This is a genomic window from Variovorax sp. W2I14, from assembly GCF_050435205.1.
Lineage (GTDB): Bacteria > Pseudomonadota > Gammaproteobacteria > Burkholderiales > Burkholderiaceae_C > Variovorax > Variovorax paradoxus_C.
Genome location: NZ_JBNDJX010000001.1, coordinates 5,193,718 through 5,217,877, shown reverse-complemented (window position 1 = coordinate 5,217,877; position 24,160 = coordinate 5,193,718). Strand labels below are relative to the sequence as shown.

General features: G+C 67.3%; 25 protein-coding genes, 1 tRNA gene and 1 pseudogene. 12 read left to right on the top strand and 15 right to left on the bottom strand.

Going from position 1 to position 24,160, the window contains the following annotated elements; all coding sequences use genetic code 11:
• The first annotated feature begins 95 nt into the window (after positions 1-95).
• Positions 96-1,385: a benzoyl-CoA 2,3-epoxidase subunit BoxA gene (gene boxA / locus QF040_RS24345; protein WP_429613172.1), complete on the top strand. Its 1,290-nt coding sequence runs from the start codon at positions 96-98 to the stop codon at positions 1,383-1,385.
• A 10-nt stretch (positions 1,386-1,395) separates the two neighbouring features.
• On the top strand, positions 1,396-1,836 hold the full coding sequence (locus QF040_RS24340; RefSeq protein WP_429613171.1) for a MaoC family dehydratase: 441 nt from the start codon (positions 1,396-1,398) through the stop codon (positions 1,834-1,836).
• A gap of 60 nt (positions 1,837-1,896) precedes the next feature.
• Here QF040_RS24340 and QF040_RS24335 read toward each other — a convergent pair whose 3' ends face one another.
• Positions 1,897-2,397 (bottom strand): adhesin, encoded by a 501-nt coding sequence (locus tag QF040_RS24335; RefSeq protein WP_429613170.1) that lies wholly within the window; start codon positions 2,395-2,397, stop codon positions 1,897-1,899.
• Positions 2,398-2,658: 261 nt separating this feature from the next.
• Between QF040_RS24335 and QF040_RS24330 the strand changes: the two are divergent.
• The 3 genes and pseudogenes from QF040_RS24330 to QF040_RS24320 form a co-directional block, all read left to right on the top strand.
• Positions 2,659-3,045: pseudogene (locus QF040_RS24330) on the top strand (Rrf2 family transcriptional regulator); the annotation flags it as partial.
• A 64-nt stretch (positions 3,046-3,109) separates the two neighbouring features.
• Positions 3,110-4,015 (top strand): NAD(P)/FAD-dependent oxidoreductase, encoded by a 906-nt coding sequence (locus QF040_RS24325; RefSeq protein ID WP_429613169.1) that lies wholly within the window; start codon positions 3,110-3,112, stop codon positions 4,013-4,015.
• A 65-nt stretch (positions 4,016-4,080) separates the two neighbouring features.
• Positions 4,081-4,156, top strand: a tRNA-Gly gene (locus QF040_RS24320).
• A gap of 53 nt (positions 4,157-4,209) precedes the next feature.
• On the opposite strand, the gene fahA is transcribed toward QF040_RS24320, so the two are convergent.
• The 7 genes from fahA to QF040_RS24285 all read right to left on the bottom strand — a co-directional run bounded on the left by fahA (position 4,210) and on the right by QF040_RS24285 (position 10,509).
• On the bottom strand, positions 4,210-5,532 hold the full coding sequence (fahA, locus tag QF040_RS24315; RefSeq protein WP_429613168.1) for a fumarylacetoacetase: 1,323 nt from the start codon (positions 5,530-5,532) through the stop codon (positions 4,210-4,212).
• Between the two features lie 19 nt (positions 5,533-5,551).
• On the bottom strand, positions 5,552-6,358 hold the full coding sequence (locus QF040_RS24310) for a cyclase family protein (RefSeq protein WP_013538585.1): 807 nt from the start codon (positions 6,356-6,358) through the stop codon (positions 5,552-5,554).
• A gap of 67 nt (positions 6,359-6,425) precedes the next feature.
• Complete coding sequence (locus QF040_RS24305; RefSeq protein ID WP_429613167.1) at positions 6,426-7,217, bottom strand: ABC transporter permease; 792 nt, start codon at positions 7,215-7,217, stop codon at positions 6,426-6,428.
• Positions 7,214-7,984: an ABC transporter permease gene (locus QF040_RS24300; RefSeq protein ID WP_307604182.1), complete on the bottom strand. Its 771-nt coding sequence runs from the start codon at positions 7,982-7,984 to the stop codon at positions 7,214-7,216. Before QF040_RS24300 ends, QF040_RS24305 begins: the two co-directional genes overlap by 4 nt.
• On the bottom strand, positions 7,977-8,834 hold the full coding sequence (locus QF040_RS24295; RefSeq protein ID WP_429613166.1) for an ABC transporter ATP-binding protein: 858 nt from the start codon (positions 8,832-8,834) through the stop codon (positions 7,977-7,979). Before QF040_RS24295 ends, QF040_RS24300 begins: the two co-directional genes overlap by 8 nt.
• Entirely contained in the window at positions 8,831-9,778 is a 948-nt protein-coding gene (locus QF040_RS24290) for an ABC transporter substrate-binding protein (RefSeq protein WP_307511884.1), read from the bottom strand. The genes QF040_RS24295 and QF040_RS24290 overlap by 4 nt, the downstream gene beginning before the upstream one ends.
• Complete coding sequence (locus tag QF040_RS24285) at positions 9,775-10,509, bottom strand: TetR family transcriptional regulator (protein ID WP_429613165.1); 735 nt, start codon at positions 10,507-10,509, stop codon at positions 9,775-9,777. Before QF040_RS24285 ends, QF040_RS24290 begins: the two co-directional genes overlap by 4 nt.
• Positions 10,510-10,609: 100 nt before the next feature.
• Here QF040_RS24285 and QF040_RS24280 point away from each other — a divergent pair, with 100 nt between their 5' ends.
• Positions 10,610-12,613, top strand: coding sequence for an acetoacetate--CoA ligase (locus tag QF040_RS24280; RefSeq protein WP_429613164.1), 2,004 nt, complete (start codon positions 10,610-10,612; stop codon positions 12,611-12,613).
• An 8-nt stretch (positions 12,614-12,621) separates the two neighbouring features.
• On the top strand, positions 12,622-13,068 hold the full coding sequence (locus tag QF040_RS24275) for a YbaY family lipoprotein (protein WP_429613163.1): 447 nt from the start codon (positions 12,622-12,624) through the stop codon (positions 13,066-13,068).
• Between the two features lie 7 nt (positions 13,069-13,075).
• On the opposite strand, the gene QF040_RS24270 is transcribed toward QF040_RS24275, so the two are convergent.
• The 6 genes from QF040_RS24270 to QF040_RS24245 form a co-directional block, all read right to left on the bottom strand.
• Positions 13,076-15,043, bottom strand: a complete 1,968-nt coding sequence (locus tag QF040_RS24270) for an adenylate/guanylate cyclase domain-containing protein (RefSeq protein WP_429613162.1) — start codon at positions 15,041-15,043, stop codon at positions 13,076-13,078.
• Positions 15,044-15,227: 184 nt separating this feature from the next.
• Complete coding sequence (locus QF040_RS24265) at positions 15,228-15,950, bottom strand: 2OG-Fe(II) oxygenase (protein WP_429613161.1); 723 nt, start codon at positions 15,948-15,950, stop codon at positions 15,228-15,230.
• A 90-nt stretch (positions 15,951-16,040) separates the two neighbouring features.
• Positions 16,041-16,772: a nucleotidyl transferase AbiEii/AbiGii toxin family protein gene (locus QF040_RS24260; RefSeq protein WP_429613160.1), complete on the bottom strand. Its 732-nt coding sequence runs from the start codon at positions 16,770-16,772 to the stop codon at positions 16,041-16,043.
• The gene (locus QF040_RS24255) at positions 16,765-17,259 is read right to left on the bottom strand and encodes a helix-turn-helix domain-containing protein (protein WP_429613159.1); all 495 of its coding nucleotides are present in this window, start codon (positions 17,257-17,259) and stop codon (positions 16,765-16,767) included. Before QF040_RS24255 ends, QF040_RS24260 begins: the two co-directional genes overlap by 8 nt.
• A gap of 128 nt (positions 17,260-17,387) precedes the next feature.
• A complete protein-coding gene (locus QF040_RS24250; protein ID WP_429613158.1) occupies positions 17,388-18,320 on the bottom strand; it encodes an AraC family transcriptional regulator in 933 nt (310 codons plus the stop codon).
• A gap of 11 nt (positions 18,321-18,331) precedes the next feature.
• Positions 18,332-19,234 carry a LysR substrate-binding domain-containing protein gene (locus tag QF040_RS24245; RefSeq protein ID WP_013538598.1) on the bottom strand — a complete coding sequence of 301 codons (903 nt, stop codon included), beginning with the start codon at positions 19,232-19,234 and terminating at the stop codon, positions 18,332-18,334.
• Positions 19,235-19,419: 185 nt separating this feature from the next.
• On the opposite strand from QF040_RS24245, the gene QF040_RS24240 reads away from it, so the two are divergent.
• The 5 genes from QF040_RS24240 to QF040_RS24220 all read left to right on the top strand — a co-directional run bounded on the left by QF040_RS24240 (position 19,420) and on the right by QF040_RS24220 (position 23,619).
• Entirely contained in the window at positions 19,420-20,619 is a 1,200-nt protein-coding gene (locus QF040_RS24240) for an acyl-CoA dehydrogenase (protein ID WP_042580725.1), read from the top strand.
• Positions 20,620-20,629: 10 nt separating this feature from the next.
• The gene (locus QF040_RS24235) at positions 20,630-21,865 is read left to right on the top strand and encodes a CaiB/BaiF CoA transferase family protein (RefSeq protein WP_429613157.1); all 1,236 of its coding nucleotides are present in this window, start codon (positions 20,630-20,632) and stop codon (positions 21,863-21,865) included.
• A gap of 26 nt (positions 21,866-21,891) precedes the next feature.
• Positions 21,892-22,326, top strand: coding sequence for a VOC family protein (locus tag QF040_RS24230; protein ID WP_429613156.1), 435 nt, complete (start codon positions 21,892-21,894; stop codon positions 22,324-22,326).
• A gap of 239 nt (positions 22,327-22,565) precedes the next feature.
• Positions 22,566-22,940: a helicase SNF2 gene (locus QF040_RS24225; protein ID WP_429613155.1), complete on the top strand. Its 375-nt coding sequence runs from the start codon at positions 22,566-22,568 to the stop codon at positions 22,938-22,940.
• A 322-nt stretch (positions 22,941-23,262) separates the two neighbouring features.
• Entirely contained in the window at positions 23,263-23,619 is a 357-nt protein-coding gene (locus QF040_RS24220) for a hypothetical protein (RefSeq protein ID WP_429613154.1), read from the top strand.
• 6 nt (positions 23,620-23,625) lie between these two features.
• Here the strand turns inward: QF040_RS24220 and QF040_RS24215 are convergent, their stop codons facing one another.
• Positions 23,626-24,084, bottom strand: coding sequence for a CopD family protein (locus tag QF040_RS24215; protein WP_429613153.1), 459 nt, complete (start codon positions 24,082-24,084; stop codon positions 23,626-23,628).
• Positions 24,085-24,160 lie beyond the last annotated feature (76 nt).

The following is a 24,160-nucleotide window of genomic DNA, read 5'->3' as shown; positions in this document are numbered from 1 at the left end:
GGCTGGGATGGGGGCACGCAGCGTGACCACGACAAGCGCCGCTTGCCCCCACCCAACCCTCCCCCAGAGGGGGAGGGCTTTCAGGAGAGAACAACATGGACATGGCCGTTGAAGCCGGAGTCATCAAGCAGCACCTGATCGACCCCGAGATCTGCATCCGCTGCAACACCTGCGAGGCCACCTGCCCCGTCAACGCGATCACGCACGACGACAACAACTACGTCGTGCGGGCCGACGTGTGCAATGGCTGCATGGCCTGCATCTCGCCTTGCCCGACTGGCTCGATCGACAACTGGCGCACGATGCCGCTGGTGCGCGCGTACACCATCGAAGAACAGCTCACCTGGGAAGAACTGCCCGCGGAGCTGACGCCCGAAGAACTCGAAGCCGCCGGTGTTTCCGCCGATGCGGGCGATGAAGCCGCTGGCACCGCCGCGCCTTCGCCGACACAGGCGCAAGCCCCGGCCGAGCCCATCGAAGCGGTCTTCAACTCCGCACAATACGGCGCCACGGTGCCCCCGTGGTCGGCCGCGCACGCATACACCAACCTGTTCCCGCCGAAGACCCCGACGACCGCCACTGTGGTGGGCAACTTCAACTGCACCGAAGCGGGCTTCGAGAGCGAGACGCACCACATCGTGCTCGACTTCGGCGTGGTGCCGTTCCCGGTGCTCGAAGGCCAGTCGATCGGCATCGTGCCGCCGGGCGTCGATGCCATCGGCAAGCGCCACCATGCACGCCAGTATTCCGTGGCGAGTCCGCGCAACGGCGAGCGGCCCGGCTACAACAACGTTTCGCTCACCGTGAAGCGCGTGACCGAAGACCACCAGGGCGACCCGGTGCTCGGCGTGTGCTCCAACTACGTGTGCGACCTGAAGGTGGGCGACACGGTGCAGGTGGTGGGGCCCTTCGGCGCCTCGTTCCTGATGCCGAACCACCCCAAGTCGCACATCGTGATGATCTGCACCGGCACCGGCAGCGCACCGATGCGCGCGATGACCGAGTGGCGCCGGCGCCTGCGCAAGAGCGGCAAGTTCGAAGGCGGCAAGCTCATGCTGTTCTTCGGCGCGCGCACGCAGCAGGAGCTGCCGTACTTCGGCCCGCTGCAGTCGCTGCCCAAGGACTTCATCGACATCAACCTCGCGTTCTCGCGCACGCCGGGAAGCCCCAAGCGCTACGTGCAGGACCTGATGCGCGAGCGTGCCGCGGACCTGGCCGCGCTGCTGAAGGACGGCAGCAGCCACTTCTATGTGTGCGGCTTGAAGAGCATGGAAGAGGGCGTGGTGCTCGCGCTGCGCGATGTGGCGGTGGAAGCGGGGCTCGACTGGGACACGCTCGGTGCATCGCTGAAGCGCGAAGGCCGCCTGCACCTGGAAACCTACTGAGCCGCGGCGAATGAAGTTCGCCGACTTCCATGCGGGCCAGGTCATCGAGGCCGGGCCGTACGTGCTCACCGAAGAAGAACTGGTCAGGTTCGCGAAGGACTACGACCCGCAGTGGTTCCACACCGATGCGGAGGCCGCCGCGGACAGCGCGTTCGGTGGATTGATCGCGAGCGGTTGGCACACCTGTGCGATCGCCATGCGCCTCGTGGTCGAAGCGGCGCTGAAGGGTTCGGAGTCTTTTGCTTCGCCGGGGCTCGAACATGTGCGCTGGCCCCACCCCGTGCGGCCCGGCGATGCCTTGCGGCTCGTGGCCGACGTGATCGAGGTGCGCCGCTCCGAGAAGCGGCCGACGCTGGGCATCCTGCGGTGGCAGTGGCGGCTGTTCAACCAGCGTGAACTGATGGTGCTCGACGTGGAAGTCACGAGTCTCTTTCGGCTCGAAGCGACCTGAAAAAAAGCCCGCAACGCGCGAGCGCTGCGGGCTTGTTCGGACGGCGTGATGCGCGTCTGCTTACTTCGTGAGGTCGACCGCGCCAGAGCCCTTGGCCTTGCCGCTGGCCTTCGCCCCCACGCCGGTGCCCGATGGCTTCACCGCGCCGCCCGCCGAGCCGACCGCACCGGTCGCACTGTTCAGCGTGCCGCCCACGGTGTTCGTGAGGCCGCCTGCCGCACTGGTCGCACCGCCCACCGCACCGGTGGCGCCGCCGACCGTGCTGGTCGCGTTGCCCACGGCGCCAGTCGTGCTGCCGACCACGCCACCGACAGTGCTACCCAGCCCGCCTGCTGCGTTGCTGGCACCGCCATTGGCTGATGTGCCCGCACCCGCCGCAGCGCCGGTACTTGCGCCTGCGCTGCCTTGCGCTGGTGCGGTCTTGACCGCGCCCGATGCATTCACATCGGCGTTCACGCCCACGCCGACCCCGACGCCCTGTGCCTGGGCGAAGCCGCTCATGGCAAGAAGGCCTGCGAGCAAGGCGCCGACGAAGATGGATTTGTTTTGTTGTTGCTTCATGGGTGACTGTTCCTTTCGTTTGAATGGTCACGGATTGACAAGAACCGGTTTGGAGCCAGTTCGGTCGCTACCGTGACCACCTCGAACCTTGTCGCCATGTGCGGAGTGTTCGCTCTCGCTTGTGAGACGTGTCCGTCGGCGGAAATGGAGGCTGGTGCGTTAGGGCGCGCTCAGGGCTTCGCATGGAACAAACCTTTCGTTCGTCAGGGTCAAAGAGACCTTTCGCGGGCGCCGGCAATTTCACGCAACTAATAATGTTGCATGAAACGAGACAGCAAGCTTTCAGCCGTTCTCCACGTGCTGCTGCACATGGCCGAGATGGACAGACCCATCACCTCCGAGTCGCTTGCGGCGGCGATGCACACCAACCCGGTTGTCGTGCGGCGGATCATGGCGGGCCTGCGACAAGCCGGCTTCGTGAGCTCGGCCAAGGGCCACGGCGGCGGCTGGGTGCTGTCATGCTCGCTGGCGCGCGTAACGCTCGGCGACATCCACAACGCCGTCGGCGCGCCTGCGCTGCTGGCCATGGGCAACCGGACCGAGAGCCCCGGCTGCATCGTCGAGCAGGCGGTGAATGCGGCGCTCGACGACGCCTTCGATGCGGCCGAGGCCTTGCTGCTCAAGCGTTTCAACAGCATCACGCTGGCCGATCTCTCCAAGGACTTTCATCGCCGCATGACGGGCGGCGGCTTCACCCAGAAGGACATTGAACATGCGCTATGACGCTCTCGTCGTGGGCGGCAGCTTTGCCGGCCTTTCCGCTGCCATGCAACTCGCACGCGCTCGAAAAAAGGTGTGCGTGGTCGATGCGGGCGCGCCGCGCAACCGCTTCGCCGCCGCGGCGCACGGCTTCTTCGGACAGGACGGCGTGCCGCCGCTGAAGATGATTGCCGATGCGCGGGCCAAGCTCCTGGCCTATCCGAACGTCACCTTCATCGAAGGCCGCGTGGCAAGCGCGCAAGCCGATGGCGCGGGCGGGTTCGTCGCATCGCTGGAGGACAACCGCCAGCTCTCGGCCGGCAAGCTCCTGCTGGCCTTCGGTGTGCAGGACGGCTTTCCGGGCGGCATTGCCGGTGTGCGCGAACGCTGGGGTACCAGCGTGCTGCACTGTCCGTACTGCCACGGTTATGAATTCAGCGGCCGCAGGCTCGGCGTGCTGATCGAGGCGCCGCACCCGCCGGATCACGCGATGCTGATCGCCGAGTGGGGGCCGGCGACGCTGTTCCTGAACGGCAACAACACGGTGGACGAGGAGGCGCGCGCGAAGCTGCTGGCGCGCGGCGTGACGATCGAACCCGGCCGCATCGTGGCGCTGGAAGGGCCGGCGAAGGACCTGTCCGGTGTTCGGCTCGACGACGGCCGCATCGTGCCCGTCGACGCGCTGTTCATGGTCCCGCGCACGCGTCCTTCCAGCCCCATTGCGGAACAGCTGGGATGCGCATTCGACGACGGCCCGGCCGGTCCGGTGATCCGCACCGACGCGATGAAGATGACCACCGTGACCGGCGTGTATGCCGCGGGCGATGTGGCCATGCCGATGCACAACGCCACGCTGTCCTCGGCCGACGGCGTGATGGCCGGCACGTCGATGCATCGCGCGATGGTGTTTGGCGCTTGACCCCACTTTTTTCTCGGGCTCGGGAAAAACGGGCTCGGAGCCCTCTATAATTCGACGCTCGAAATGCGGGAATAGCTCAGTTGGTAGAGCGCAACCTTGCCAAGGTTGAGGTCGAGAGTTCGAGACTCTTTTCCCGCTCCACATTTCATGCAAAAGGCCACCTCACCGGTGGCCTTTTCTTTTGGGGCGCGTGTTCAGCCCTTCGCGGGCAGCACCGTTCCGCGGCTCTCGCCGAATCCGATGCGCGCATGCCCCGGCTTCTCGCACCAGCCCCGCAGCAGCACCGCATCGCCGTCTTCCAGGAAGCCGCGCTGCTCGCCGTTCGCCAGCGCCACAGGGCTTTGCCCCGCACGCGTCAACTCGATGATCGCGCCGGCCTCGCCTTCGCCTGGCCCCGAAATCGTGCCGCTGCCGAACAGGTCGCCCGGGTTCAGCTGGCAGCCACCCATCGTGTGGTGCGCCACCATCTGCGCCACGCTCCAGTACTGGTGTTTGAAGCTCGTGCGCGACAGACGTGAGGGGCCGCTCTTGCCTTCGCGTGCCTTCTCGCTTTCGAGCCACACCTCCAGGCGGATGTCGATCGCGCCGTTCTCGCGGTTCGCCTTGCTCTCCAGGTAGTCGAGCGGCTGGGGCTCGCTGCTCGGCCGTGTCCAGGCCTGGCGATAGGGCGCGAGCGCTTCCATCGTCACGATCCACGGCGAGATCGTGGTCGCGAAGTTCTTCGCGAGGAAAGGCCCGAGCGGCGCCATCTCCCAGAACTGGATGTCGCGCGCGGACCAGTCGTTGAGCAAGCAGATGCCGAAGATATGTTCCTCCGCGCGTTCCAGCGGAATTGGCTCGCCGGCCGCGTTGCCTTCGCCGATCCACACGCCGAGTTCGAGCTCGTAGTCCAGCCGCGCGCACGCGTGGTACGTCGGCGCCTTCGCGCCCGGTGCCAAGGTCTGCCCCATCGGCCGGTGAAAGCGCTGCCCGCTCACGCCGATGGTCGAGACGCGCCCGTGGTAGGCCGTCGGAATCCAGCGGAAGTTCGGCGTCACGTCGCCCTCGGGATTGAACAGGCGCGTGATGTTCAGCGCATGGTCGATCGATGTGTAGAAGTCGGTGTAGTCGCCGATGCGCGCGGGCACGGTGTATTCGACTTCAGACTGCGGCACGAGGAACTTGCGCAAGTCGTCCACGGTCGCTGCCGGCGCATCGCTTCGCAGCAGCGCGAAAACCAGATGGCGCAGCGCTTGCCACGCAGCAGGGCCGAGAGCGAAGAAATCGTTCAGCGCGGGCAGGGCGGCCGCGCGAGCTGCATCGAGCGCGAGCCCGTCGGCATGCTGGCCGGCAGCCAGCGCTGCCAGGTCGAGCACTTGGTCGCCGATGGCCACGCCGCCGCGAAACGGCTCAGGGCTGCCGATGCGGCGGAACACCGCATACGGCAGGTTCTGGATCGGGAAGTCGTTGCCCGCGACGTTGGCGGTGTCCACCCAGCTGCGGGCATCGACGTCGTGCGTGTGGTTGAGTTCGATCATGGGAGCGGTTTTCCTTCGCTCAGACCGACGCCATCAGCGCGTCGTCGAAGATCGCCACCGCGCGCGTCCAACCCGCCGAGGCGCCGCGGATCTTGTGCGGAAAGCAGCTGATGAAGAAGCCCGTGGGCGGCAGCACTTCCAGGTTGTGCAGCTTTTCGATATGGCAGTAGCCGATGTCGCGACCGGCCTTGTGACCTTCCCAGATCAATGAGGCGTCCTGCGTCTCGCCGTATTTCTTCGCGGTGTGCACGAACGGCGCGTCCCAGCTCCACGCATCGGTGCCGGTGAGGCGCACGCCGCGTTCCAGCAAGTACATCGTCGCTTCGTAGCCCATGCCTGCGCCGGCCGAAACGTAGTCGTTGCTGCCGTAGCGCTTGCCCGCGCGCGTGTTGACCACCACGATCTCCAGCGGGCTCAGCGTGTGGCCGATGCGCTTCAGTTCGGCTTCCACGTCAGCGGCCGTGACCACGTAGCCATCGGCGAAGTGGCGAAAGTCGAGCTTCACGCCGGGCTGGAAGCACCATTCGAGCGGCACGTCGTGGATGGCGATGGCGGGCTTCTTTTCGCCGAGCGCCTTGTCCATGGTCGAGTGGAAGTGATAGGGCGCATCCAGGTGCGTGCCGTTGTGCGTGGAGAGCTGCACCAGTTCCACGGCCCAGCCTTCGCCGTCGGGGAGGTCTTCTTTCTTCAAGCCGGGGAAGAACGGCTCGATCTGCTCGTAGGTCTGCTCGTGGGTGAAGTACTGGATCTTCGGCGCGAAGGCGGGCGGATCGGAGAGCACATCGTTCTCCAGAAAGATCGAGAGGTCGACGAATTTGCGTGGCATGGCGGGGCTCCTTGTGGGGGATGTTGGTGTTGGCGTGAAGGAAGGAATGAATGACTGAAGCAATCGGTCAGGGCTGCTGCCAGCGCAGCAGGCGCTTCTCGGCAAAGGCCAGCAGCGCATTGCTCACGAAGCCGATGAGCCCGAGCAGCACGATGCCGGCGAAGAGATCGCTCGCGCGGAAGGCGCGCGCGGCCAGCAGGATGGCTTGGCCGAGGCCGCTTTGCGAGGCGATCATTTCGCCCACCACCGCGACGATGAGTGCGATGGTCAGCGCGAGGCGCATGCCGGCCAGGATGTCGGGCATCGCATTCGGCAATCCCATCTTCCAGATGTACGCGGCACGCGACATCTGCAGGCAGCGCGCCACTTCCGCGAGGCGCGGCTCCACCGCCGCGAAGCCGTGCACCGTGGCCAGCAGCACCGGCCACATCGCGCCGAACGCGACCACGAAAAGCACCATGCCGGGGTTCAGCCCGAAGATCGAAATGGCGAGCGGCAGCAATGCCGATGCGGGCAGCGGACGGATGAATTCGAGCGTCGGTTGAATCCACGCGCGCACTGCGGGCGACACGCCAATGGCCGCGCCCAGCACCACGCCGAAGAGCGAGGCGAGCAGCCAGCCCTCGACCATGCGGCCGACCGTCGCTTGCGTGAAGGCCAGCAGTTCGCCGTTGCCTGAATCACCGGAGAGGTTGAGGCCTTCGAGCAGGCTTGCGAAGGTGGCTTGCGGCGTGGGCAGGAACACGCGGCTGACCCAGCCCGCGTTGCTCGCGACCCACCAGAGCGCGACGAGCGCGCACAGCACGGCGAACGAGCCAAGCCAGTGCACGCCTGAAGGCGCGCGATCGTTGCTGTTCATGGCATCACCCCCATGCGCCGCGCGACCGTGCGCTGCAGCAGCACCATGCCCGCGTTGACCGCAAAGCCGACCACGCCGATCCAGCCGAGCCACGCGAGCATCAGCGCGGGGTCGAAGCTCTGCTGCGCAATCATCATCGCGTAGCCCATGCCGTTGGGGTTGGCGGCGATCTCCACCGTCACGGCCACCACCAGCGCCACGGCCACGCCCAGGCGCAGCGCGACGAACAGGCGCGGCACGATGGCCGGCAGCACGATCTTGAAGGCACGCTCGCGCGCCGAGAGGCCGAGCACGCGACTCACCTCGAGCAGGCGCGGCTCGATCTGCTGCACCGCCGACTGCACCAGCACCAGGAGCGGCCAGAAGGTGGCGAAGGCGACGATGGCCAGTTCCATGCGCACGCCGAAGCCGAAGGCCAGCATCGCGAGCGGAATCAGCGCGACCGAAGGCACGGGCCGCAGCACCTCGATCGAGACCGAGCCCAGCTGCGCGGCACGGCGCGAGAGGCCAAGCACCAGGCCCAGCGCAATGCCGAGCACAGCGCCGATCAGCAAGCCGAGCGCCGCGGTGCCGAGCGTGAAGCCCGTGGCCTGCCAGAGCGAGCCGTCGAGCGCCGCGCCAACGAAAGCCTTGGCGGCCGCACTCGGCGGCGCGAGCGCATCGCTGCCCAGCGCCGCTGCGCGCCGCGCATACCACTCGAAGGCACCGACCAGCAGCGCGGGAAACACCCACGGCCGCAGCCAGCGGAAGAGGCGGCCTTCAGTCATGACCTTGTTCGATGAAAGCGAACAGCTCACGCCGCAACTGCAGGTATTCGGGATGCTCCTTGGTCGTGAGCTGGTCGCGCGGGCGCGGGATCTTCACGTCGATCATCCGCGCGAGGCTCGGCCGTCCGGGGCCGGGGTTGGCCTGCAGCGCGATCACGCGGTCGCCGAGGTAGATGGCTTCTTCGAGGTCGTGCGTGACGAACAGCACCGTGAGCCCGTCGTCGCGCACCAGCCGCGCGAGCTCGTCCTGCAGGCTCTGGCGGGTGAGCGCGTCGAGCGCGCCGAAGGGCTCGTCCATCATCATCAGTTCGGGCTTCTGCGCGAGGCAGCGTGCGATCTGCGCGCGCTGTTGCATGCCGCCCGAGAGCTGCACCGGAAACTTCTGCGCATGCTTCGCGAGGCCGACCTTGCCGAGCACATCCGCGATCCGCGGCGCGCGTTCGGCGGCGGGCACGCCGGCCGCTTCGAGCGCGAGGCTCACGTTGCCTTCCACCGTGCGCCACGGCAGCAGCGCGCGGCCGTAGTCCTGGAACACGAAGGCCACTTCGCGTGAAGGCTCGGTCATCTTCACGCCATTGCGACGCACCTCGCCGGCACTCGCGGTGACGAGGCCGCTGGCCGCGCGCAGCAGCGTGGTCTTGCCGCAGCCGCTCGGGCCGACGATGCAGACGAACTCGCCGCGCGCCACGTCGAACGAGGTGGGCGACAGGATCTCGCGGCCGCCCAGGCGGATGGCGACGCCGTCGAAGCGAAGGAAGGGCGTGGCCTGCATCGCGGAACTTGTCGGCGAACGCGCGGCGCTCACGGAAAGCGCGGCGCGCGCGGTGATCGGGGCGGGTGACGAAATCACTTGGCGATCAGCTTCGCAACGTCGATGTTGGTCTTGAGCATGTCCTGCTCCTTCATGAGCCCGGTCCAGTAGCCGAGCTGCTTGTCGGTGACAACCGGGCCGGGCGGCGAGACCTGCACCTTGGCCAGCACCTCGGGCGGCAGCTTGATGTATTTGCCGATGGCCGCGCGCACCTTCGCGTCGTTCTTCGCCTGCTGCATGAAACCGCCGGACTCGACGAGGGCCTCGCGGAATGCACGTGCCGTCGCGGGGTTCTTCGCAACCCATTCGCGCTTGGCCGCATGCACGATGGTCTGGTTGTTCTCGGGCAGGAAGGTCGAGTAGTACGAGGCCACATAGCCCGCGCCGCTCTCGGTGATGCGGCTCATGAACGGATCGGCCGACACCACCGCATCCACCGAGCCGCCGCGCAAGAGGTCGGCATGCTGCGGGAAGGAGGCCTCGACGAAGTTGACCTTGCGGTAGTCGACGCCGCTGTCCTTCAGCCACGCACGGAAGGTCACGTGCAGGAAGGCGCCGAGGCCCGGCACGCCGATCTTCTTGCCCACGCAGTCCTGCGGACTCTTGATGCCCGAGCCTGCGCGCGCCACCAGGCCGAAGCCGGTGATGGTCTTCGAGGTGAGGCCGCCGCCGGCCACCAGCACCAGGTCGAGCCCGCCATCGACTGCCTGCAGGAACACCGAGGGCGTGGGGCCGCCGATCTGCAGCGAATCGGACTGCAGCGCCGCGGGAATGGTGGAGTTGAGCGGAATGAACTTCAGCTCGACATCGAGCCCGCGCTTCTTGAAATAGCCCTCTTCGGCAGCCACGAAGACAGAGGCGAAATCGGTCACGGCGGTGTAGCCGAACACGATCTTCGGATGGGACTGCTGCGCGCGCGAAGGCAGCGCCGCGCTGGCCGATGCGGCCGCAAGCGCCGACAGCAGGGTGCGTCGTTTCATCATGTCTTCTGTCTCCGGGTGGGGGTTTTCTGTTGTGTGCGCGAGGTCTTGGGCTTCGGCAGCGCGGCGCGCAGGCCGCCGACGATGAAGTTCACCAGCATCGGCGCCACGGCGGGGTCGGCGCGCTTGTTCTCGCCGCGCGAAAGCCGTTCGATGCGGCTGTCGTTCAGGTGGTGCAGCAGCGCACCGAGCGCGAACTGGTAGCCCCATGCGACCTGGCCGCGCGTGGCGTGCGGCAGCGCGACATGCAGCGCATCGATGTACGCGGCGGCCAGCGGGTCGAAGTAGCCGCGCAGCACGCGGTCGGCTTCCTCGGTCGCGTGATAGAGCTCGCGCGCCACCAGCAGCGCGTAGTACTCGCCCTCGGCGCTCGCGCGCAATGCGAGCACGGGCGTGGTGAAGGCTTCGATGATGCGCGGCAACGTGCAGGCGTCGTCGGGGTCGTTGTTCACCTCCGCGAGGCGAGTGAGCCGCTCCTCGATGGTGTGGCTCCAGTGCTCGAAGATGGCATGGAAGAGCTCGTGCTTCGGTCCGAAGTAGTAGCCCACCAGCGCGAGCGGCACGCCGGCCTCTTCTGCGATCTGCCGGATCGTCACCGCGTGGTAGCCGTGCTGTGCGAAGAGCTTCTCGGCGGCCAGCAGGATGGCCTGGCGGCGGTCGGGCCTGCCGGCCTCGGCGGTGATCGCCGCGGCCCGCGGGGCACTGCGTCGGGCGGTAGGGGTGCGGGTGTTCATGTGGGCGTATTGAACGGCCGTACAAAAATGTTGAACACGCGTACAAACCCTGAGGTCAACCCCCATTGAGCACGGTCGTTCGCAGCGCTACGCTCGGGTCATGCCTGTTCCCAATGTTCCCAACATCCCCCAGATCCGCCTCTATCAAAACTGGCTGCGCGACCAGCGCGGCCTCTCGTTCGACACCTACGACGCGCTCTGGCGCTGGTCCGTCACCGACCTCGATGCGTTCTGGCAGAGCATCTGGGACTACGCGGGCCTGGAGTCGCCCACGCCGCACACCGCGGTGCTCGCCGAGTCGCGCATGCCCGGTGCGCGCTGGTTCCCGGGCGCGCAGGTCAACTACGCGCGCGAGGTGCTGCGGCATGCCGATGCAGCGCATGCCGCCGGCATGCCCGCGATCGTGAGCGACAACGAACTCGGCGAAGTGCGCGAGCTGTCGTGGCCCGAGATGCGCCGTCAGGTCGCCGCAGTCGCGCTCACGCTCAAGTCGCTCGGTGTGCAGCGCGGCGACCGTGTCGCGGCCTACATGCCCAACGTGCCCGAGACCATGGTCGCGTTTCTCGCATGCTCCAGCATCGGCGCGATCTGGAGCGTGTGCGCGCCCGACATGGGCACCGCCGCCGTGGCCGATCGCTTCCGCCAGATCGAGCCCAAGGTGCTGATCGCTGTCGACGGCGTTCACTACGGCGGCAAGCCGCTCGACCGCAGCGCCGTGCTGCAGGAGCTGCGCGCCCAATTGCCGAGCGTGAAGAAGCTGCTGCTCGTGAAGACGCCTTTCGCCGCGAGCCCCGTTGCACACGACGTCGACTGGACCGAGGCCACCGCACGCAACGACGGCGAGGTCGCTGCCTTCGAACCCGAGTGGCTGCCCTTCGACCACCCGATCTGGATCGTCTATTCGAGCGGCACCACGGGTCTCCCCAAGCCCATCGTGCACGGGCAGGGCGGCATCCTGCTCACCATGCACGCCTGCGGGCTGCACAACGACGTGGGCGCGAGCTACGGCGCCAACAACTTCGGCGAGCGCTACCACTGGTACAGCTCCACCGGCTGGGTGATGTGGAATTCGCAGCTCTCCGGCATGGCCTTCGGCGCGACCATCTGCATCTACGACGGCAACCCGGCGGGCAGCAAGGAGAAGCCCGACTGGGGTGTGCTGTGGCGCTTCGTCGCACGCCACAAGGTCAGCTTCTTCGGCGCGGGCGCGGCCTACTTCACCAACTGCATGAAGGCCGGCATCGTCGCGAAGGAATGCGGCGACCTTTCTCGCGTGCGCGCGCTCGGCAGCACCGGCTCGCCGCTGCCCGAGGAGGTGCAGCGCTGGGGCTCGCAGCAGATCCTCGATGCGGGTTCGAAAGAAGTGTGGTGGTGCAACATCTCCGGCGGCACCGACTTCTGCGGCGCCTTCGTCGGCGGCAACCGCGAGCTGCCCGAGGTGCCGGGCCAGATGCAGTGCCGCGAGCTCGGCCATGCGGTCGAAGCGTGGAACGAGCAAGGGCAGCCGGTCATCGGCGAGGTCGGCGAGCTGGTCTGCACGAAAGCCATTCCGTCGATGCCGCTCTACTTCTGGGGCGACGAGGGCAACGCGCGCTACGTGTCGAGCTACTTCGACACCTACCCCGGCGTGTGGCGCCACGGCGACTGGATCAAGGTCGGCGAGGACGGCGGCTGCATCATCTACGGCCGCAGCGACGCCACCATCAACCGCCAGGGCCTGCGGATGGGCACCAGCGAGATCTACAGCGCGGTCGAGGGCCTGCCCGAAGTGCTCGACTCGATGGTGGTCGATCTCGAATACCTGGGCCGCGACAGCTACATGCCGCTCTTCGTGGTGTTGCGCCCGGGCGTGGCGCTCGACGAGGCGATGCGCACCCGCCTCAACAACGCGATCAAGACCTCGCTCTCGCCGCGCTTCGTGCCCAACGACATTTTTCAGGTCGCCGAGATTCCGCGCACGCTCTCGGGCAAGAAGCAGGAGCTGCCGATCAAGAAGCTGCTGCTGGGCCAGCCGATCGAGAAGGTCGTGAACCGCGAGGCAATGGCCAATCCGGGAAGCCTCGATTGGTACGTGGCCTTTGCCGCCGAGCGTGCCTCCGCATAATGAGCCGGATGAAAAGACGTACCAGCCTCCTGATGCTTTCCGCCGCAGCCGGCGCTTCCATGCTGAGCGCCTGTGCTTCTTCCACACCCGCATCGAAGCCCGCTGGCGCCGCATCGCTGCGCGTGAGCGGCACGGTGGCCTACCGCGAGCGCATCGCGCTCGACCCCGCGGCCGAGGTCGTGGTCCAGCTGCTCGATGTGTCGCGCATGGACGCGCCTTCGGTCACGCTCGCCGAGCAGCGCATCAAGGCCAACGGCAGGCAGGTGCCCTTCGCCTACGAGCTGCAGGTCGATGCCGCGCGCATCGATCCGCGCATGCGCTACGCGGTGTCGGCGCGCATCCTGCGCGGCGAGCAACTGCTCTTCATCAACGACACGCAGTACCCGGTGCTCACGCAGGGCAGCGGCACCACCGCCAACCTCTTGCTGGTGCGCGTCACGCCGTCGCCGCGCTGAGCGGCGCTCAAGGCGTCATCAGCTCGTAGAGCACCATCCGCGTCTGCCGGCCGCGCAGCTCCACCAGCTCCTCGATGCGGCGCGTGCTGAGCCGCCCCTTCAGTCCCGCGAAGGTGTCCTCCGACATCAGCGTCTGCGTCCCCAGTTGCTTGTTGATGCCCTCGATGCGGCTCGCCACGTTGATGACGTCGCCGAACGCCGTGTACGACAGCCGGTCGTTCGACCCCAGCACCCCCGCGATCACCACGCCGGTGTGGATGCCGATGCGGGTGCGGAACTCGGGCAGGCCCCGCGCGCGCCACTTGCTGTTGAGCTCGCCCATCTGCACATGCAGCTGCAGTGCGGCGAGACAGGCGCGGTACTCCGCATCCTTCATGTCGGCAGGCGCGCCCCACAGCACCATGATCCCGTCGCCGATGAACTTGTCGACCACGCCGCCGTAGCGCGCGAACACGCCGGTGGCGAGGTTGAAGTACTCGGTCAGCATGCCCACCAGCACGTCGATGGGCAGTGACTCCGAAATCGAGGTGAAGCCCTCCACGTCGGTGAACATCACCGTCACCCGCCGCGCCGAACCGCTGGGCGCAAGCGCATGCCCCTCGGCCACGAGCTGGTTGATCACGTTCACCGGCACGAACTTGCTGAAAGCCTTGAGGCTGCGCGCCGAGTCGTCCAGCGCCTGGTCCAGGTGCTGTATCTCCAGCACGCGGCTGGGTTCGCGCGGCAGGTTGTCCAATTCCAGCAGGCCGATGCGGCGCGCGATGCGCGAGAGGTTCTCCACCGGCGAGGTCACCAGCTTGGAGAGCTTGAGCGACATGAACAGCGCCAGCGCCAGGAACACCAGCGCCAGCAGCAGCCCCCAGAGCACCGCGCGGCGCAGGTCGCCCAGCACCATGTCCTCGGGCACCCAGCTCACCAGCTCCCATCCGGTCGATGGGATCAGAGAGGTCTGCACCAGGTAGCGCTTGCCTTCGAAGTCGAACGGGAAGGTCGAGTCGCCGTTGCCGTCGGGCGTGCCGTCGGTCGCCATGTGGAAGTGCATCTGCGCGTGCAGCGTGCCGAGCACGCCAGTGGGCGCATCCAGCTGGTGCAGCACGCCGGGCGTGTCGCTGCGCGCCAGCACCTTGTGGTCGGCGCTCAGCAGGGCGCTGTGGCCATGGCCGTTGCTGCTGAAGAGCCGCACGAACTCCGACAGCCGCCCGAGCGACACATCGCCCGCCACCACCAGCGCCTTGGGGCTGCCCTCGGTGTAGCGCCGCTCGCTCGGCAGCGCGTAGGTCACGCCCAGTTCCTGCGCCGCGGCGAACACGTAGGGCTGCGTCCATATCGGACCCTGCATCTTGCTGGCCTGCTGGAACCAGCTGCGCCGCGTCGGGTCGTAGCTGCTGCGAAAGGATTCGATGCGCTGCGTGGCAAAGCGCTGCTGCGCATCGAGCTCCGCGCCGAGCGGCCGCTTGTACTGCCAGGTCTCGGTGGTGAATTCCGCGCCACGCGCGATGTGCCGGATCGCGGGCACCGGGTAGCGCAGCGCCATCAGCATCTGGCCGCTTTCGTTGGCCACGTACACGCTGTCGAGCTCGGGTGATTGCTGCAGCAGCGTCCAGAGCAGTTCGGCGGTGCGCTCGGAATGCTCGCCCGCCGGGCTCAGGCTCGGCGCGCTGCCGATGGCGCCGACCACTGACTCGGCCTTCGTCAGGAAAGCGAGCACCTTGTCCTCGGTCCGGTCGTGCGCGGCCCGGTGCGCGGAGGTGCCGATGTTCGACACCAGCCGCTGCGAGCCCCAGTAGCCGAGGGAGACCAGCAGCAGCGACTGGGCCAGGGCGACCGCGCTGACGATGGTGCCCACGTCGACCCGGAAACGGCGCGAGCGCCTGGGCGACGCGTCGAGCCCTGCCGGCGGCGGCGTGCGCACACCGGCGGATTCAAACGGCGGCTTTCCCGCCACATCCGGCGATCCGGACGAGTTCATGTTCATACAGCTCCCTGTCGACCACTCCAACGCATCCGCTGCGGGTCGGCCGCGGATCGGCACCAGGCTTGCCCGCCGTTCCGATCGTTGGGTGTCGGGAATTCAGGCGGGCGCGCCTGGCGCGACAGGATTTTGCGCGACTTCGGCTTTTCTGTGCGTTATCGCACGGTCGTTCGGGAGTTGGGAGTTGTCAGCGCGCGTCGTGAAAGATGAGGCCCACCGTGTGCCGCCGCCCCGAGTGCAGGCGGCTCACGCCGTGGCGCATCGTCACGCGGTAGGTGCCGCGCGTGCCCGCCACCGGGCGCTGGTTGACCGCGAAGATCACGGCCTCGCCCTGCGCGAGCGACACCACCTCGGCGCGCGACTGCATGCGCGGCCGCTGCTCGGTCAGCACGAACTCGCCGCCGGTGAAGTCCGCGCCTGGCTGGCTCAGCAGCACCGTGAGCTGCAGCGGAAACTGCAGGTCGCCGTACAGGTCCTGGTGCAGGCAGTTGTAGTCGCCCTCGTCGTAGCGCAGCAGCAGCGGAGTGGGGCGCAGCTGGCCCGCCGCGTGGCAGCGCGCGAGGTAGGCGGCGTGGTCGGGTGGGTAGTCGGCCGGCTGGCCCATCGCGCTCGCCCAGGCATTGGCGAGCGGCGCGAGGCGTTCATAAAGCGCGCTGCGCCACGCAACGACGAGCGGCGGCAGCGGATTAGCGAAGTACTGGTATTCGCCTTGGCCGAAGCCATGGCGCTGCATGACCACGCGACTGCGGAAATGATGGCCGCCCCCGTCGTACATCGCCGCGAGCTGGGCGCATTCCTTCGGCGTGAAAAGCTGGCCGGTGGTGGCGCAGCCGCGCGTGGCGAGATCGGTCTCGATGCGGGGCCAGTCGAGCGCGTCGATCGCGCGGGCAGGGGTGACAGGGGTTTGCATCGGGCCAGTGTCCGGGCGCCAGGATGGCGGTGCTGGCCGTTTCCGGACTTGGTTCCGAATGCGACGCGCCGGACACCGGCGGGCGGCCGTTCAAGAGACGCTGCTGTGCTTCGCGCGGGGCGCTTTGGGAAGCAAGGCCTTGATCTGCTTGCGCAGCAGCGCCGGCGGGACCGAGGGCGTCATCTGCAGCATTTCCATGCACCGTTCCATGCGGCCAGTGCGCTGCAGCAAGGCGTCGGCTGCCTTTGCAAGGTCGGCGCCGATGCTGTCGCCGTAAGCGAGCCTGGCCTTCTCTGCCGCGCGCTCGAACAGCGCCTTGCCGGGCTGCATCATGGCCAGGTCGATCAGGTCCCGGCTGAACACGCTGTCGTCGGCCCAGCGGTCGGAGTTGGCGAGCAGCTTGCTTGCTGCCATGTCCAGAGGCGTGAGAGTGGCGATGCCGCCGATGCGATCGGCTGTGCCCGGCGCCTCGAGTTCGATGCGTGCTTCGAGCACGATCTCGAATTTGATCTCGATGTCTTCCACGCCGACGAGGGTTCGAATCCCGTATTGATCGGCACGGACTTCGCGTGTCTGCTGCAATTGCGCGCCTTCCCGTGCGAGTGCACGCAGGCCTTCACTGCCGGTTGCCAACTGGCGCAGGCAACGGTAGCCGGCCACATCGGACACGAGGAAGCCGATGTCCACCGATTCGCGGTACTCGCCATACCGAAGCGCGATGGCGGTGCCTCCACCGAACAGGCAATGCTTGTCCGCGAACAGCTTTGCGTTCAGTGCGGCGAGCACCTCGGCCACGCGGCGATGGTGCGCACGCTCAAACATCGAGCGGCTTGCGGCCCAGCGTGTGGGCCAGTTCTGCCAGCAACTGGCGTTCGTTGTCTTCGAGCGCGGACGGATCGGCGTGGCGCCAGTTGCGTTCGTAGGTGCCCCATGCCTCTTCGGGCGTGAGTTCCGCGTTTGCAGGCAGTTGCCAAGCGAGACGACGCAGCTGCGCAAAATCGGCGACCCGGACGGTTTGCGTCGACGCCCTTGCAGACGCGGGAGCCGCAACGTCATTGGCCGAGCGGTCGTCCGGCGCAACCACCTCGACATCCAGCCCCAACGCCGCCAAGGCATTCATGTAGGCCCCCATCGTGACGGACGGCTCTCCGCGCTCGATGCGATGCAGTGTCATGCGCGACATGCCCGCTGCCTCGGCCGTCGTGACGGCGCTGATCTTCAGCGCCTTTCGCCGAGCGTGGATGCGCCGGCCAAAAGCTTCGAGGCGTCGGCTCGCCGCTTGGAATGTTGGAGGTGCTGCAGGCTGCATATGTACCTCATGCTAGACACTTCGACTAAAAATGTCTAGTTTGAGATACGATTTACGTACTGCCAAAGTAACTGATTGGTTATTGGCGCACGGAGGCGGGCGCCTCCCCAGGGACTGCGCAAACGCGTTCAGAGCGGCGCGATCGGAATGCAGATGTCGCATTCGAAGGCGCCGGTCTTCTCGTCGAAGGCCATGCCGGGCCCGTAGTACTCGAACGCGGGCCGGCTGTCGAACTGGAAGCCGCTGGCCGGCAGCCAGTCGCGCATCAGGCGCATCCACGCATCGTTGATCTCCGCGGGCAGGCCTTGAAATTTCAGCGAGGCATAGCGCCCGCCCGGCAGCACCGTCTTCTGGAAGCCGCCATCGGTCACGAAGTCGTCGGGCACCTCCACGCAGGCGTCGTAGCGCGAGTGCTCGGGCGCGGTGATGCTCGGGTCGTCGTGGCTGATGCCGTAGCGCGCATGCGACCACAGGTCGTGCGCGCAGATCCAGGGCGCGACCTTGGTGGCCCAGAATTCGCCCACCGGCGCGCCGAACGGGCCGGTGTAGCGCAGGTAGGCAATGGTGACGGGTGGGCGGGTGATCAGCTGGACATTCACGGGTGGCTCCTCGTGCGCGGGGTTGCGCAGTGGAGAGCCATTCTTCGTGAAGCCGTGCAGGACGATCTGATCGGGATTGCTATCGCGTGAGGGGCCGTCGCAGGGCAGCGCCCCGTCGTGCGACGCACGCCACGCGCTGGGCGCGCTGCCGAAATGCGCACGGAACGCGCGGGTGAAAGCCTCGCCCGAACCGAAGCCCACCGACACCGCCGCCTCAAGCACCGACAGGCGCGGCTGCGTCGCGAGCCGCAGTGCCGCCACCTCCACGCGGCGGCGCCGGATGTAGTCGCCCAGCGTCTCGCCGGCCCAGGCCGCGAAGAGGCGATGGAAGTGAGACGCCGAGAAATGCGCCACATCGGCCAGCGCTGCGAGTTCGAGCGGCTCGTCCAGGTGGTCGTCGATGTGCGTGAGCACCTTGTGCATGCGCCATTCGTATTCGGAGCGGCTGTCGCGCGTCGTCATGGCGCGCATTCTCAACCTTGGCGCGCCTGCTCCAGCAACCAGTCGCTGAAGAACTTGAGCAGCGGCCGCTGATCGGCCCGCTCAGGCGTCACGAGGTAGTAGTTGCGTTCACCCGATAAAGGCCGCGCGCACGCCACCACCAGTTCACCGCGCGCCAGTTCGTCGGCCACCAGCATCGTGGGCATCAGCGCCACGCCCAGGCCGTGCGACGCGGCGGCGGCGAGGATGGAGAACAGCTCGTAGCGCGGGCCGCCGCGCGCATTGGGCGCGTCGATCTGCTGCGCGTCGAACCACTGGCGCCAGCCGTCGGGCCGCGTGCTCTGCTGCAGCAGCGGCATCTTCGAAATGACCGCCGGTGCCACGGCCTTGCCGCGCGGCAGAAGCGACGGGCTGCACACCGGCACCACGTCCTCGTGCATCAGCAGCAGCGCGCGCGTGCCGGCCCAGTTCTCGACCTGCGCGGGCGTGCCGGCGTAAAGGGCCGCGTCGAATTCCGCATCGGCAAAAAGAAAGGGGCGGGTGCGCGTCTCGATGTGCACCACCACGTCGGGCTGAAGCGCGGCAAAACCCTTCAGGCGCGGCATCAGCCAGCGCGTGGCGAAGGTGGGCACGGCCGCCAGCGAGAGCGAGCCGCCTTCGCCCTGGTGCGCCATGGCGTCGAGCGTGTCGCGCTCCATCGCTTCGAGCCGCTTGGTGATCTGCCGCGCATAGGCTGCGCCGCTCGCGGTGAGCGCCACGCCGTGCCGCGTGCGGCGAAAGAGCGCGACGCCGAGAAAAGCCTCCAGCGTGCCGATCTGCCGCGACACCGCGCTCTGGGTGAGCGCGAGTTCCTGCGCGGCGCGGGTGTAGCTCTCGTGGCGCGCGGCGGCGTCGAAGCACACGAGGGTTTGCAGGGGTGGGATCTTGCGGCGCATGTATGCCTCGGGTGTATGTATGGAGATCGAGCCTCGCCAATGGCAAGGCCGCTCGAACATCTTGCAAGACATTCTACAAACGCATATCTGGGTGAGGATTCATCGTTTGCGCCAGGCCCCTCGCGTGGCTAGGATCGCTCCCATCCCCCTCTTTTCTCTTTTTTCCCTCTTTCCGGAGACAGCACATGGCCGCCAAAGCGCAATTCCACTGGGACGATCCTCTTCTTCTCGACCAGCAACTGACCGACGAAGAACGCATGATCCGCGACGCGGCCAATGCCTATTGCCAGGAGCGCCTGGCGCCCCGCGTCATCGAGGGCTTCCGCACCGGTGAAACCGACCCCGCCATCTTTCGCGAAATGGGCGCGCTCGGCCTCCTCGGCCCCACGATCCCCGAGCAGTACGGCGGCCCCGGCCTCAACTACGTGGCCTACGGCCTGATCGCCCGCGAAGTCGAGCGCGTCGATTCGGGCTACCGCTCGATGGCCAGCGTGCAGAGCTCGCTGGTGATGGTGCCGATCTTCGAATTCGGCACCGAAGCGCAGAAGCAGAAGTTCCTGCCCAAGCTGGCCACCGGCGAATGGATCGGCTGCTTCGGCCTGACCGAACCCGACCACGGCTCGGACCCCGGCAGCATGGTCACGCGCGCCAAGAAGGTGCCGGGCGGCTATTCGCTCAGCGGCGCGAAGATGTGGATCAGCAACTCGCCTATCGCCGACGTGTTCGTCGTGTGGGCCAAGGAAGTCAGCGAAAGCGGCACGGTCGGCCCGATCCGCGGCTTCGTGCTCGAGAAGGGCATGAAGGGCCTCTCGGCTCCGGCGATCCACGGCAAGGTCGGTCTGCGCGCCAGCATCACCGGCGAAATCGTGATGGACGGCGTGTTCTGCCCTGAAGAAAACGCGTTCCCCGAAGTGCAGGGGCTCAAGGGTCCGTTCACCTGCCTCAACAGCGCCCGCTACGGCATCTCGTGGGGCGCGCTCGGTGCCGCCGAAGATTGCTGGCACCGCGCCCGCCAGTACACGCTGGACCGCAAGCAGTTCGGCCGCCCGCTCGCCGCCAACCAACTCATCCAGAAGAAGCTGGCCGACATGCAGACCGAGATCACGCTGGGCCTGCAAGGGAGCCTGCGCCTGGGCCGCATGAAGGACGAAGGCACGGCCTCGGTCGAGATCACCTCGATCATGAAGCGCAACAACTGCGGCAAGGCCCTGGACATCGCCCGCCTGGCGCGCGACATGATGGGCGGCAACGGCATCAGCGACGAGTTCGGCGTGGCCCGCCACCTGGTGAACCTGGAAGTGGTCAACACCTACGAAGGCACGCACGACATCCACGCGCTCATTCTTGGCCGCGCCATCACCGGCATCGCCGCTTTCGCGAACTAAGCAAGAACGAATGACCAAGCCCGCAGCGCTCGACGGCATCAAGGTCCTCGATCTGTCCCGCGTGCTCGCGGGCCCGTGGTGCACGCAGATCCTCGCGGACCTGGGTGCCGACGTCATCAAGATCGAGCGTCCCGGCGTGGGCGACGACACGCGCACCTGGGGCCCACCGTTCATCAAGGACGTGGACGGCAACGACACCGACCAGGCCAGCTACTTCACCGCCTGCAACCGCAACAAGCGCTCGGTCACGGTCGACATGGCCACGGCCGATGGGCAGGCGCTGCTGCAGCAAATGGCCGCGCAGGCCGACATCGTGGTGGAGAACTTCAAGACCGGCGGCCTCAAGCAATACGGCCTCGACCAGGAGAGCCTGCGCGCGGCCAACCCGCGCCTCATCTACTGCAGCGTGACCGGCTTCGGCCACGACGGCCCGTATGCCGAGCGCGCGGGCTACGACCTGATGATCCAGGCCATGACCGGCATGATGAGCATCACCGGCCGTCCCGACGACGTGCCCGGCGGTGGCCCGCTGCGCGTGGGCGTGGCGCTCACCGACCTGTTCACCGGTGTCTACGCGAGCACCGCGATTCTTGCGGCGCTGCAGGTGCGCGACCGCACCGGCGAAGGCCAGCACATCGACATGGCGCTGCTCGACGTGGGCATGGCCATCCTCGCCAACCAGGCGAGCGCATTTCTGAACACCGGCAAGGCGCCGCAGCGGCAGGGCAACACGCACCCGAGCCTCGCGCCGTATCAAGACTTTCCGACGCTCGACGGCGCGATGCTGCTGGCCATCGGCAACAACGGCCAGTTCGCGCGTTTCTGCGAAGCGGCCGGCCACCCAGAGTGGGCGGCTGATGCGCGCTTTGCGACCAACACGCTGCGCGTGAAGCACCGCGGCGTGCTGATCCCGATGATGGAAGAGCTCACCCGCACCCGCACCACCGCCGACTGGGTCACGCTGCTCGAAGACAAGGCCGTGCCCTGCGGTCCGATCAACGACATCGCGCAGGCCTTCGACGATGCGCAGGTCAAGGCGCGGGGCCTCGCGGTCACGCTGCCGCGCGACGCGGGCGACGGCATCGCCAGCATCACCGGCGTGGCGAGCCCGCTGCGCCTGTCGGCCACGCCGCCCGTGCTGCGCCATGCGCCGCCGGCGCTCGGGCAGCACACGCGCGAAGTGCTGGCCGAGTTCGGCATCGACGCTGCACGGTTCGATGCACTGCGCTCGGCGGGCGTGGTGTGAACCGCATGTAGAAAAGGAGGCACGTGATGACCGACAGCAAGACGCACAGCCTTCCGTTCTCGGTTCTGCGCATCGACCATGTCGTGTTGCGCGTGAAGGATGCCGAGCGCGCGATCGCCTTCTACCGCGATGTGCTGGGCTGCACGGTCGAGAAGCGCCGCGACGACCTGGGGCTCGTGCACCTGCGTGCGGGCACCAATCTCATCGACCTCGTCACGCCCGAGGGTCCGTTGGGCAAACAAGGCGGTGCCTTGGCCGGCAAGGAAGGCCGCAACGTCGACCACCTGTGCCTGCGCATCGAGCCTTTCGATGAAGCGGCGATTCGCGCCCTGATGGCGCAGCACGGCGTGCCGGTGCACGGCGAGGTGCAGAACAACTTCGGTGCCGAAGGCAACGGGCCTTCGATCTACATCTCCGACCCCGACGGCAACGCCGTCGAACTCAAGGGCGCGGCCGGCTGAGCGCCGGCCTTTCGTCCACTCTCTTTTTCCGAAGCGCAGTGCGGCCCGCGCGGGCCGATTTGTACGCCACTGTGTCCAGTCGGCGAAGCGCACACACGCGCATGCAAAACCGCCCGGATCTCGACACATCGCAGATACAGCCTGCCGATGTAATTCATTCATCGCCCCACGGCACCGTACCCCGCTGTAGCGATGAATGTCCCGACAGATCCCTCATCTACTTTTTGAAAGACACCGCCATGAAGACCACCAAGCTCCTCCTCGCCGCCGCCGTTCTCTCCGTTTTCGCCGTCGGCGCCAGCGCCGAGGAATACCAGGGCGTGCTGCAGTTCCAGTCGACCGCAAGCCGCGCCGCTGTGCGCGCCGACGCGGTCGTTGCAGCCCACAGCGCCGACCAGTACGCCGAAGGCGCATCGGCCGGCGTGCCCGTCGCCATCGCGAGCGCTACCGATCGCGCCACCGTGCGCACGCAAGCCGTGGCTGCCGCCCGCGCCGGCGACCTGTACGCCGAAGCCGCATCGGCCGGCACCGTGCCACGCTTGTCGAGCACGCTGGACCGCGCCACCGTTCGCGCCCAGGCCGTGGCGCATGGCATCGGCGCGCTCGGGCTGTAAGTCAATTGGCCACGTGGTGTCTCCATGCAGAATCGGGCGCGCGTCCCCAGAGGCGCGTTCGATTCACCAGGGAGATCACCAATGACCAGCCACCCGTTCGCCGCGCGCATTGCCGCGCGGCTTTCCTTTGCCGTGGGCACTGCCGCACTGCTCGCCGCCTGCGGTACGCGCCAGCCGGCGTCCCCCGAACCCCCACCGCCTGAAGCCACCGCGCGCAACAGCGTGGTCATGCCCGCCGTCACCTATGGCGCCACCGCCAAGGGCATCCAGCTGAAAAAGGAAGACGACGCGTGCGACGTCCCCGCATCGCTCAAGCAGGTCTGTGCAAGACCAGTTGCTCGAACCCTACGAATACCTTCTTGCGCCGCCGCCGACCGCCAACGCCGAGGGCGCGCCGGTTCTCAAGGTCGAGATCACCGACCTGCTGGCCAATGCAGGCGGCCTCTACGGCGGTCCGAAGATCGTGCAGTTGCGCGGCACGCTGGAACGCAAGGGCGAGGCGCCCGCGCGCTTCACCGCCGAGCGCCAGATGTTCATCTACTTCGGCATGCCGCGCAGCACCTGCAGCATGGTCGGTGTCGTGACCTATGCATTGGGCGAGGACATCGCCAAGTGGCTGCAGAAGCCCGTCGATGGCGCCCTGCTCGGCGAACTGAGCACCACTGCCGGGAAGCGCTGACGGGCTCTAGCCCGCGCGTCCGATGGTCGCGACGGCAAACACCACCACGCCGAGCGCGAGGTTCAGGCTCACCAGCTTGCGCACCGTGTTGAGCCGCGCGGCCGCCACCGGCCACGCGCTCTCTTCGACCGCACGGCGCAGCGCCGTGAACACCGAGGCGCGGATGTAGACGTAGATGCCGGTCATCACGATGGCAATGCTCATCATGGCCTCGATGCGCCAGTGCACGCTGCGGAATCCACCCGCGAGCAGGATCATCGACACGCCGCTCACGAACAGCAGCGTGATCGACGCGTCCACGCCGACAAAGAAGCGCCGCAGCGCCGCGGCCATCGTGCGCAGGCGCAGCGGCGGCTCCAGCGTGGCGACGGCGGCGGGGCGCACCGCGAAGTGCATCGTGGCCATGCCGCCGACCCAGAAGGCGGCAGCGACAAGGTGAAGGAAAAGCAGGATGGCGTAGGGCATGGGGGCCGATCAGAACACCGAACGCCGTGGGTGCGCAATGTCTGCCTCGTTGCGTTAAAAACCATCCTCCGCACAA

Excerpts from the sequence above, each read along its gene's own strand:
- boxA (WP_429613172.1), top strand. The coding sequence starts at position 96 with ATGGACATGGCCGTTGAAGCCGGAGTCATCAAGCAGCACCTGATCGAC.
- QF040_RS24340 (WP_429613171.1), top strand. The coding sequence starts at position 1,396 with ATGAAGTTCGCCGACTTCCATGCGGGCCAGGTCATCGAGGCCGGGCCG.
- QF040_RS24335 (WP_429613170.1), bottom strand. The coding sequence starts at position 2,397 with ATGAAGCAACAACAAAACAAATCCATCTTCGTCGGCGCCTTGCTCGCA.
- QF040_RS24325 (WP_429613169.1), top strand. The coding sequence starts at position 3,110 with ATGCGCTATGACGCTCTCGTCGTGGGCGGCAGCTTTGCCGGCCTTTCC.
- fahA (WP_429613168.1), bottom strand. The coding sequence starts at position 5,532 with ATGATCGAACTCAACCACACGCACGACGTCGATGCCCGCAGCTGGGTG.
- QF040_RS24310 (WP_013538585.1), bottom strand. The coding sequence starts at position 6,358 with ATGCCACGCAAATTCGTCGACCTCTCGATCTTTCTGGAGAACGATGTG.
- QF040_RS24305 (WP_429613167.1), bottom strand. The coding sequence starts at position 7,217 with ATGAACAGCAACGATCGCGCGCCTTCAGGCGTGCACTGGCTTGGCTCG.
- QF040_RS24300 (WP_307604182.1), bottom strand. The coding sequence starts at position 7,984 with ATGACTGAAGGCCGCCTCTTCCGCTGGCTGCGGCCGTGGGTGTTTCCC.
- QF040_RS24290 (WP_307511884.1), bottom strand. The coding sequence starts at position 9,778 with ATGATGAAACGACGCACCCTGCTGTCGGCGCTTGCGGCCGCATCGGCC.
- QF040_RS24285 (WP_429613165.1), bottom strand. The coding sequence starts at position 10,509 with ATGAACACCCGCACCCCTACCGCCCGACGCAGTGCCCCGCGGGCCGCG.
- QF040_RS24280 (WP_429613164.1), top strand. The coding sequence starts at position 10,610 with ATGCCTGTTCCCAATGTTCCCAACATCCCCCAGATCCGCCTCTATCAA.
- QF040_RS24275 (WP_429613163.1), top strand. The coding sequence starts at position 12,622 with ATGAAAAGACGTACCAGCCTCCTGATGCTTTCCGCCGCAGCCGGCGCT.
- QF040_RS24270 (WP_429613162.1), bottom strand. The coding sequence starts at position 15,043 with ATGAACATGAACTCGTCCGGATCGCCGGATGTGGCGGGAAAGCCGCCG.
- QF040_RS24265 (WP_429613161.1), bottom strand. The coding sequence starts at position 15,950 with ATGCAAACCCCTGTCACCCCTGCCCGCGCGATCGACGCGCTCGACTGG.
- QF040_RS24260 (WP_429613160.1), bottom strand. The coding sequence starts at position 16,772 with ATGTTTGAGCGTGCGCACCATCGCCGCGTGGCCGAGGTGCTCGCCGCA.
- QF040_RS24255 (WP_429613159.1), bottom strand. The coding sequence starts at position 17,259 with ATGCAGCCTGCAGCACCTCCAACATTCCAAGCGGCGAGCCGACGCCTC.
- QF040_RS24250 (WP_429613158.1), bottom strand. The coding sequence starts at position 18,320 with ATGACGACGCGCGACAGCCGCTCCGAATACGAATGGCGCATGCACAAG.
- QF040_RS24245 (WP_013538598.1), bottom strand. The coding sequence starts at position 19,234 with ATGCGCCGCAAGATCCCACCCCTGCAAACCCTCGTGTGCTTCGACGCC.
- QF040_RS24240 (WP_042580725.1), top strand. The coding sequence starts at position 19,420 with ATGGCCGCCAAAGCGCAATTCCACTGGGACGATCCTCTTCTTCTCGAC.
- QF040_RS24235 (WP_429613157.1), top strand. The coding sequence starts at position 20,630 with ATGACCAAGCCCGCAGCGCTCGACGGCATCAAGGTCCTCGATCTGTCC.
- QF040_RS24230 (WP_429613156.1), top strand. The coding sequence starts at position 21,892 with ATGACCGACAGCAAGACGCACAGCCTTCCGTTCTCGGTTCTGCGCATC.
- QF040_RS24225 (WP_429613155.1), top strand. The coding sequence starts at position 22,566 with ATGAAGACCACCAAGCTCCTCCTCGCCGCCGCCGTTCTCTCCGTTTTC.
- QF040_RS24215 (WP_429613153.1), bottom strand. The coding sequence starts at position 24,084 with ATGCCCTACGCCATCCTGCTTTTCCTTCACCTTGTCGCTGCCGCCTTC.